7 protein-coding genes and 3 pseudogenes are annotated in these 8,740 nt (G+C 39.0%); 8 read left to right on the top strand and 2 right to left on the bottom strand.

Annotated features, from left to right (window positions below; all coding sequences use genetic code 11):
- Nucleotides 1–273 precede the first annotated feature (273 nt).
- Nucleotides 274–624, top strand: coding sequence for a FliH/SctL family protein (locus V757_RS27060; RefSeq protein ID WP_023953443.1), 351 nt, complete (start codon nucleotides 274–276; stop codon nucleotides 622–624).
- Nucleotides 625–733: 109 nt separating this feature from the next.
- Here the strand turns inward: V757_RS27060 and V757_RS27055 are convergent, their stop codons facing one another.
- A complete protein-coding gene (locus V757_RS27055) occupies nucleotides 734–1,456 on the bottom strand; it encodes a tRNA threonylcarbamoyladenosine dehydratase (protein WP_315970394.1) in 723 nt (240 codons plus the stop codon).
- A gap of 150 nt (nucleotides 1,457–1,606) precedes the next feature.
- On the opposite strand from V757_RS27055, the gene V757_RS27050 reads away from it, so the two are divergent.
- From V757_RS27050 to purU, 5 genes and pseudogenes are all read left to right on the top strand, one after another.
- Complete coding sequence (locus V757_RS27050; protein ID WP_245587061.1) at nucleotides 1,607–2,251, top strand: gamma-glutamylcyclotransferase; 645 nt, start codon at nucleotides 1,607–1,609, stop codon at nucleotides 2,249–2,251.
- A gap of 106 nt (nucleotides 2,252–2,357) precedes the next feature.
- Nucleotides 2,358–2,991, top strand: a pseudogene (gene pdxH / locus V757_RS27045) (pyridoxamine 5'-phosphate oxidase).
- An 11-nt stretch (nucleotides 2,992–3,002) separates the two neighbouring features.
- On the top strand, nucleotides 3,003–3,524 hold the full coding sequence (locus tag V757_RS27040) for a flavin reductase family protein (protein WP_023953439.1): 522 nt from the start codon (nucleotides 3,003–3,005) through the stop codon (nucleotides 3,522–3,524).
- Nucleotides 3,524–4,642: an NAD(P)/FAD-dependent oxidoreductase gene (locus V757_RS27035; RefSeq protein ID WP_023953437.1), complete on the top strand. Its 1,119-nt coding sequence runs from the start codon at nucleotides 3,524–3,526 to the stop codon at nucleotides 4,640–4,642. Before V757_RS27040 ends, V757_RS27035 begins: the two co-directional genes overlap by 1 nt.
- On the top strand, nucleotides 4,635–5,480 hold the full coding sequence (gene purU, locus V757_RS27030) for a formyltetrahydrofolate deformylase (RefSeq protein WP_023953435.1): 846 nt from the start codon (nucleotides 4,635–4,637) through the stop codon (nucleotides 5,478–5,480). Before V757_RS27035 ends, purU begins: the two co-directional genes overlap by 8 nt.
- Before the next feature lies 1 nt (nucleotide 5,481).
- Here the strand turns inward: purU and V757_RS27025 are convergent.
- Nucleotides 5,482–6,400, bottom strand: a pseudogene (locus V757_RS27025) (LysR family transcriptional regulator).
- A 116-nt stretch (nucleotides 6,401–6,516) separates the two neighbouring features.
- On the opposite strand from V757_RS27025, the gene V757_RS27020 reads away from it, so the two are divergent.
- The gene (locus V757_RS27020) at nucleotides 6,517–7,725 is read left to right on the top strand and encodes an ABC transporter substrate-binding protein (RefSeq protein ID WP_023953433.1); all 1,209 of its coding nucleotides are present in this window, start codon (nucleotides 6,517–6,519) and stop codon (nucleotides 7,723–7,725) included.
- 21 nt (nucleotides 7,726–7,746) lie between these two features.
- Nucleotides 7,747–8,740: pseudogene (locus V757_RS27015) on the top strand (aldehyde dehydrogenase family protein); the annotation flags it as partial.

Here is an 8,740-nt window from a genome sequence, read left to right as displayed (position 1 = left end):
ATGGAAAGTAGAAGGCTTAGCACTAGGCAGAGAAGAAGGTTCGCATGAGGCTATGATCTCTACCGCTAAAAAACTAAAAGCCCGTGGTACAGATATTGCTCTTATCCACGATGTCACTGGCTTACCCCTAGAAATTATTGATAAGCTATAAACACTCACTCACCAGAGAACTAGTGTTTAGTAACGTTAAAAAGTCACTAAACACTAGCTAACAAAATCAATCACCGTTTCTCTTTTCTGAACAATCTCTCATTCCTTGGAGAAATGAAAACCATGCCACATCAATTTATTACCGACGAGACCTTTAGAGAAATCTTTCGCAAAGCCAATGTGGCGAATATGACCGCCCAACAGGTGGAGGACTTTATTCGCCAGAATAAATACCATTGGAATCATATGATTTCCCTTGATGTTAAATATAATGAAGGCAAAGAAAAAGGGCTTCAGGAAGGGATAGCTATTGGTCAAGAGAAAGGGATGTCTATTGGTAGAGAAGAAGGATTGGCTCTTGGGAGAGAAAAAGAAAAACTCTCTACCGCTAAAAAACTAAAAGCGCGTGGTACAGATATCGCCCTTATCCACGATGTCACTGGCTTACCTATCAAAACCATTGAGAAACTATAAATCTTAGAGACACTTAGCTTGAGCTGACTCACATAATTGAATCAACCATATGAGAGACAGCTCAGATTTGCTGAGTATCTCCCTTTTTTCACACAATCACCTTCAATGGTTATTTAAAATCTTTCAACAATTGTTCTAGAGCTAAATTGGCCACTGCCATTCCCATTGTCGCAGTCACCATAACGCTCGAACCATAACCAGCACACGATAATCCTTGAGGTGCCTGATTGGGATTCACCCATAAATCAGGTAGTTGTGCAACTTGGTCATACCATACACAATTAACACTCATTTTCGGTGGTTTTTTTAACGCTCTACCCTTTTGATCTGACCCCTTAGGGTATCCATATTCCTTGCGTAAAATATTTCTAATTCTACCCAACAAATTATCATTTTTTACATAAGCTAAATCAGTATGACGCAGTGAAAATACATCAGTCTTTCCACCTGCCCCACCACACATAATAAATGGAATATGTGTTTTCTGTGCATGGAGTAACATGCCAATTTTCGCTTGAACTTGATCAGTACAATCCAATAGGAGTTGAGGCTTATATTGTTTTAAGTATAAAGATATATTTTCTGAGTCTATAAAATCATCTATAAGATTTAACTGGCAATTTGGATTAATTTCTATAATTCGCTCTGCCATCGCTTCAATTTTTGCTTTTCCAATTGTTGAACTAAGCGCATGAACTTGTCGATTAATATTAGACTCTGCTATATGGTCCAGATCAACTAAAGTTAATTGTCCTATGCCAGAACGAGCCAAACTTTCTGCAACCCATGAACCCACTCCACCAATACCTGCAATCATTACGTGACATTGCATGAAATTTTTTTGTTGCTTTTTCACCATATAATCGTGTCAAACTACTAAATCGGCGAACAATTGAGAATTCTTGATTATCCATTATTTTTAGAATTAACTATAATAAAAACTATTGTATCAGTTAAGTTATTTATTCAATTTCGTATTACCGTGGCTACCTTTAAAATTCCTGCTATTCAAAAAGCATTGGCTCACATGCAATCGTTTCGCCTTTGGTCAGAAGAAGAACGCGAAATCTCTATGTTACAAACACTGGGTGAGCTTGAAGAACAAAAAAATATTTGGATTTTTGGCTATGGGTCTTTAGTATGGCGTCCTGAATTTACCTACGAAGAATCTCGTCATGCAATACTAGAAGGCTATAGCCGTTCACTGTGCTTGTGGTCGTGTGTTAATCGTGGTACTCCAGAGCAACCCGGCTTAGTTTTCGGACTAAAACATGGCGGTATCTGTGAAGGAAGAGTTTATCGTATCCCTAATGAAAATATTCTAGGACAATTTCGGATGCTCTGGAAACGCGAAATGCCTTCCGCTTCCTATGTCCCTATGTGGCTTAACTGCCAAACAGAAGAAGGAATTGTCAAAGCACTTGTCTTTGTGATGGATACAGAAACAGATGCCTATATCGGTGATTTAAGTGAAGATGAAACCATTGATATTGTCCTCAATGCATCAGGAACATATGGTCCTTGCCACGAATATGTAATCCAAACCTCTGATGCACTGGCTCGTTCTGGTGTCAAAGATGATGAGCTCTGTTGCTTGAGTGAAAAAATCCGCCAACGCCTACGCTAATAGCAAGTAATTATTGAGCAAATTAAGATTTCTCTCGGTATCATAGTGCATCACGGATTATTTAAGCTTATACTTAATAGTTGTTTAAATTATTGGGTATAACACGATGTCTATTGCTGATTTACGCGAAAATTACGATAAAAATATCTTGTTAGAAAAAGATATCTCCAAAAATCCTTTCGAGCAATTTGGTATTTGGTTTGAGCAAGCCAGAGTTGAAGGTGGTCTGGAGCCAAATGCGATGAACGTCTCAACAGTAGACCACAATGGATACCCACATTCACGTATCTGTTTACTCTAAAGATTTTGATGAAAAAGGTTTTGTATTTTTTACTAATTATGACTCTGACAAAGGTCATCAATTAGCACAAAACCCTAATATCAGTCTACTTTTCTTTTGGATGGTTCAACAGCGTCAAGTACGTATACAAGGGAGAGTTGAAAAACTATCTGAACAAGAATCAACAGAGTATTTTAACTCTCGCCCGCTAGGATCTCGCATTGGGGCTTGGGCATCTAAACAGAGTCAAGTCATCACTCGAGAAGATTTAGAACAACGCTATCAGGACTATGAAAAACAGTTTGGCAACGATGTACCAAAACCTCCGCATTGGGGAGGATATCGTGTTGTGCCTAGTAGTATTGAGTTTTGGCAAGGACGTCCATCTAGATTACATGACCGCTTGAAATTCACCTTGGAGCAAGATGGTTCTTGGAACTTAGATCGACTTTCGCCCTAAAGGAGCCGAGATTGTCTGTTAGAGATGCTAATTTTAATGCTCACGCTTTTCGACAAGCACTTGGTCGTTTTGCAACAGGTGTAGCAATTGTCACTACAACCGATACCGAGACCCACTCCCCTATCGGTTTGACAATCAGTTCTTTTAATTCTGTTTCAATGGATCCTCCGTTAGTATTATGGAGCTTACAAAATTCTTCTACTCTATTAAAAACTTTTTTAACGAGCAATAGATATAACATTCATATTCTAAGTGCTGACCATATGATGCTTGCCTTGCAATTTTCACGTGGTACTCAAGAAGAGCGTTTTGCAAGTTTAGACTTTACTTATAACGATTTCGGTATTCCCAGATTACCGGAGTCCTGTATGTCTGCCTATTTTGAATGCCATAATAAAAGTCAATATTTAGAAGGCGACCATCATATTATGATTGGCCAAGTAGAGCGTTGCACCCATAGCGACTCTATGCCATTAGTTTTTCATGCTGGTACTTTTGATTTAACCCCCTCTTCTCTGAAAAAGAAACAATAATGCAACGTAGTGATATTCAATGTATTGTTATTGGCGCTGGTGTTGTTGGTTTAGCCATTGCGCGAAAATTAGCCATGCAAGGTTATGAAGTCATGGTTATCGATAAAGAAGAAGCTATCGGAATGGGCGTTAGCTCACGTAATTCCGAAGTTATTCATGCAGGACTTTATTATCCTCCTGGCAGTTTAAAAGCCAAGTTGTGTGTTCAAGGTAAAGAAATGCTTTATCAATACTGCCATGAAAAAAATATTTCTCACCAACGATTAGGTAAATTATTAGTGGCTACTAATGAGTCACAAATAAAAAAATTAGAGAGCATTAACCATGTTGCACAAACCAATGGTGTTAATGATTTACAGTTTTTATCTAAAGAACAAGCACAAGCATTAGAGCCAGAGCTATCATGTGTAGCAGCTTTACTTTCCCCTTCAACAGGCATTGTAGATAGCCATGGCTTAATGCTTGCTCTACAGGGTGATGCCGAGAATCATGGAGCACAAAGTGTTTTCAACTCACCACTATTATCAGTAGACTATCGTGATGGTTTGTTTTACTGCCAATTTGGTGGAGATGAATCAATTGAGCTTAGTTGTGACATACTTATCAATGCTGCAGGTTTAAATGCACCTGATTTAGCTAGAAAGATTAATGGTTTAAATTCAAACTATGTGCCTCCTAGCTATTATTGCAAAGGTAGTTATTTCTCTTTAAGTGGAAAATCTCCTTTTAAGCGTTTAATTTATCCTATGCCAAGTGAATCTGGTCTTGGAGTCCATCTAACACTAGACTTGGGTGGACAAGCCAAATTTGGTCCAGATACCCAATGGATTGATGAAATTAATTATGAGATTGATGAAAGCCGTAGCGAAAGCTTCTATCAAGCTATTCGTCAATATTGGCCTAATCTCAAAGACAACAGTCTGCAACCGGCTTATACAGGCATTCGACCAAAAATTGTTGGCCCTGATGAAGTTGCTGCGGACTTTGTCATTCAAGGCCCCAAGCAACATCAACTCCCAAATTTAATTAATCTATTTGGAATTGAATCCCCTGGTTTAACATCTTCGCTCGCGATTGCAGAGTATATTTTTGAGGTATTAAAGGAATCTAATGAGTAACGATTATATCCTCACTATTTCTTGCCCTGATAGAACAGGCATTGTTCATGCTGTTTCTGGTTTTTTACTAAATTTGAATGGTAATATTATTGATTCACAGCAATTCGGTGACTCAGAAAGTCAACAGTTTTTTTTACGTGTTCACTTTGGTACAGATTCACAGTTGAAGACAATCCGTGAGGCCTTTGTCCCAATTGCAGAAAAGTTCCAAATGCAGTGGGAACTACATGACTCTACAGAAAAAATGCGGGTTCTAATTCTAGTTAGTAAGCAAGGGCATTGCCTCAATGACTTATTATTTAGAACTTATACAGGATCGCTTCCTATTGAAATTGTTGCTGTCGCTTCTAATCATCGTGATCATGAAGCATTAGCCCAAGGGTATAAGGTTCCTTTTCATTATTTACCTGTCAACAACGATAATAAGCAAGAGCAAGAACAGCAAATCTTGGATATTATTCAACAGCAACACATTGATTTAGTTGTATTAGCTCGCTATATGCAAATCCTATCCAATGACTTGTGTAAAGCATTGGAGGGAAAAGCCATCAATATCCATCACAGTTTTTTACCTAGTTTTAAAGGGGCAAAACCCTATCATCAAGCTCATGCTCGAGGCGTAAAAATTATTGGTGCAACCGCCCATTACGTCACGGCAGATCTTGATGAAGGCCCTATTATTGAACAAGATGTCGAAACCGTAGATCACCGTATGAGTGCAGATGAGTTGGCTCAAGTAGGTAGTGATATTGAGTCTTTAGTCTTATCTCGTGCTGTGCGTAGTCATGCCGAGCATAGAATCTTACTCAATGGCAATAAAACCGTTGTGTTTGACTAATCTATTTCTTAATTTTAAGTTGTTTGGATTTACCCAACATAAAGCGCTCGTTATACGCCATCTGTTGCTTCATATATTGGGTAAATACTTCAATCCTTCTAAGATTCTTTAAGTCTTCGTGGTAATGCATCCAAAAACTTCGAGTAATCGTAAAACTATCCTCTAAAACACTTTCTAATAAAGGCTGACTTTCTGCCATAAAACAAGGCAGCACAGCCAGAGCTTTCCCTTGTAAACAAGCTCTCATCTGTGCCACAACGCTATTGCTACGAAAAATTATATTATTCAGTGGAATAATATCGTCAATATAACGCAATTGGTCCGAAATAATTAATTCATCAATATAGGCAATAAAGCGGTGTTGTGCAAAATCACTTTGTTTCCGTAGAGGTGGCGCCTGTTCAAGATATTCTTTTGTTGCATATAACTTCAACGAATAGTCTGCAATCTTACTACCAATATAAGGTCCCCTTGCTGGACGCTCAATACTGATAACAATATCGGTCTCTCGCTTACTATGACTTACAAATCGTTGAAATGGCATCACATCCAAAGTAATACTGGGATAAAGTGCTTGAAACTGCATCGCAATAGGTGTCAGTACATAACTACCAAACCCTTCTGTAGCAGCAATTTTTAAATTACCACTCAACGAGCTACCCATATTACTAACTTTTTCCATGGCATTTAACAAATGACTTTCCATCTTCTCTGCGTATGCCAATAAGTCCATTCCCGCTTGTGTTAGGGTAAATCCTGAACGGCGAGATTTTTCAAATAACAAGGTATTTAGACTAATTTCAAGCTGTCTAATACGTCTTGCTACTGTCGTATGCTCAACCCCAAGTCTAGTCCCTGCCGTACTTACACGCTGTGTCCGTGCAACTTCTAAAAAAAAATCTTAAATCATCCCAGTTCATTTTATTTGTGCATAAATAAACAATTAATGTGCATATATTATATTGATTTTGTTTTTTATACACATCACAATAAATTAATAACAAAAAAATTGCAAAAACAATTACAGGAGACAACAATGAAACATGCTCTAAAATCTATTGTAGTTGCGTGTTCACTCGGGTTTCTTTCGAGTGCCCATGCTAATGATATTCCACCAGTCAAAATTGGGATCCTGACGGATATGTCAGGAACTTATGCCTCTATGGGAGGACAAGGTTCTGTTGCTGCAGCAAAACTTGCCATTGAAGATTGTTTAGCCAATGAATGCAAAGGGATGAAAATTGATCTTATCTCAGCAGATAACCAAAACAAGGCCGATATTGGGGCAGCTAAAGCACGTGAATGGATTGACCGAGAAGGAGTCACAGCTCTTGCGGACTTAACTAACTCTGCTGTAGCGCTAGCTGTTCAAAATATTACCAAAGAAAAAAATCGTATTGCCCTATTCTCTGGGCCAGCAACAACCGTTCTAACGAATAAAGAATGTTCTCCCGTTGGTTTCCACTGGATGTTTGATACCTATTCACAATCTGTGGGTGGCGTAAAAGCGACGATGGAGTCTGGTGGTAAGTCTTGGTATTTCCTTACAGTTGATTATGCCTTTGGTCATAGTTTAGAAAAAGATACTTCAGCGATGATTAAGAAGCTTGGCGGTGAAGTCAAAGGTCAAGTTCGTCACCCTCTTAATACCACAGACTTTGCTTCTTTCCTCCTACAAGCCCAATCATCAGGTGCTAATGTAGTAGCACTAGCCAATGGCTCACAAGATACAGTAAATGCTGTAAAACAGGCAAAAGAGTTTGGCATTTCTGATGGTAATCAACGTTTAGTTGCTCTATTATTATTCTTATCTGATATTCGTGCTCTAGGTAACGAAACAGCTCAAGGCTTAACTTATGTTGATGGCTTTTATTGGGACTTCGACGATAAAACTCGTCATTTTGCCGATCGTTTCGCCAAAGCCTTCAATAACACCAAACCAACAATGACTCATGCGGGAGTCTATTCTAGTGTCTATCATTACTTAAAAGCAGTTGCCAACTCTAAAAGTATAGAGGGCGACAAAGTAGCACAAGCCATGAGAGATATCCCGATTGAAGATGACGTCATGCGCAATGCTTCTATTCAGCCAAATGGTCGAGTTATTCATGATATGTATCTTTATCAAGTCAAAAAACCTGAGGATAAAAAATCGGAATGGGATTTCTCAACACTCCTAGCGACTATCCCCGCAGCAGAAGCCTTCCAACCTTTATCTGAATCGACTTGTTCATTAACTAAATAATTTTTTATCATAGGAAAAAGTATGACTATCCCTAATATCCCTCTTATTATCGATAACGAAAAGGTCCAATCAAAAACCTCTAAATGGGTTGATGTATTAAATCCGGCTAACCAAGAAGTAGTTTCTCGTGTTCCATTTTGTGAGATTTCCGAAGTAGATGCCGCTGTGGCTAGCGCCAAAAAAGCCTATAAAACATGGCGTAATATGGGTCAAGGGGCTCGTATGCGTATCATGCTAAAATTCCAACAATTAGTCCGTGAAAATACCGCTAAACTAGCTGAGTTAATTACACTAGAGCATGGAAAAACCCTGCCAGATGCTGAGGGTGAAGTCGGTCGTGGTCTAGAAGTCATTGAACATGCATGCTCTATCGTAAGTTTACAACTGGGCGAATATGCAGAAAATGCTGCCTCTGGCATTGACGTTTACACGCTCATCCAACCATTAGGTGTATGTGCTGGTATTACAGCCTTTAACTTCCCAGTAATGCTGCCATGTTTTATGTTCCCAATTGCTGTTGCAAGTGGGAATACTTTTGTATTAAAGCCATCAGAACAAGATCCAAGCTCTACGTTGTTCTTGGTAGAACTTGCTCATCAAGCAGGCTTACCACCCGGTGTATTAAACGTAGTACATGGTGGTCCCGATGTAGCCAATCGCTTATGCGAACATCCTGATATTCAAGCTGTTTCATTTATTGGTTCTACTCGAGTGGGGACTGAAATATATCGTCGTGCCTCAGAGCATGGCAAACGTTGCCAAGCAATGATGGGCGCCAAAAATCACTGCGTTATTATGCCTGATGCCGATAAGGAAGTAGCTCTCAACCAGTTAGTAGGTGCTGCTTTTGGTGCTGCTGGTCAGCGTTGTATGGCAACATCTGTAGCTGTATTTGTCGGTAAATCAAAAGAGTGGATTGATGAATTTGTAGAAAAATCAAACTGACTCAAAGTAAATGTTGTACAGACGTAAAGCTGACTTAGGGTCCACTCGTTCACCACAAGCCAAAGAGCGT

The organism is Pelistega indica (genome assembly GCF_000506865.1).
GTDB lineage: Bacteria > Pseudomonadota > Gammaproteobacteria > Burkholderiales > Burkholderiaceae_B > Taylorella > Taylorella indica.
This window is presented reverse-complemented; position numbering and strand designations above follow the sequence as displayed.

Bases quoted from the DNA above. Each gene is read 5' to 3' on its own strand.
- V757_RS27060 (WP_023953443.1), top strand. From the start codon at position 274: ATGCCACATCAATTTATTACCGACGAGACCTTTAGAGAAATCTTTCGC.
- purU (WP_023953435.1), top strand. From the start codon at position 4,635: ATGAGTAACGATTATATCCTCACTATTTCTTGCCCTGATAGAACAGGC.
- V757_RS27035 (WP_023953437.1), top strand. From the start codon at position 3,524: ATGCAACGTAGTGATATTCAATGTATTGTTATTGGCGCTGGTGTTGTT.
- V757_RS27020 (WP_023953433.1), top strand. From the start codon at position 6,517: ATGAAACATGCTCTAAAATCTATTGTAGTTGCGTGTTCACTCGGGTTT.
- V757_RS27055 (WP_315970394.1), bottom strand. From the start codon at position 1,456: ATGCAATGTCACGTAATGATTGCAGGTATTGGTGGAGTGGGTTCATGG.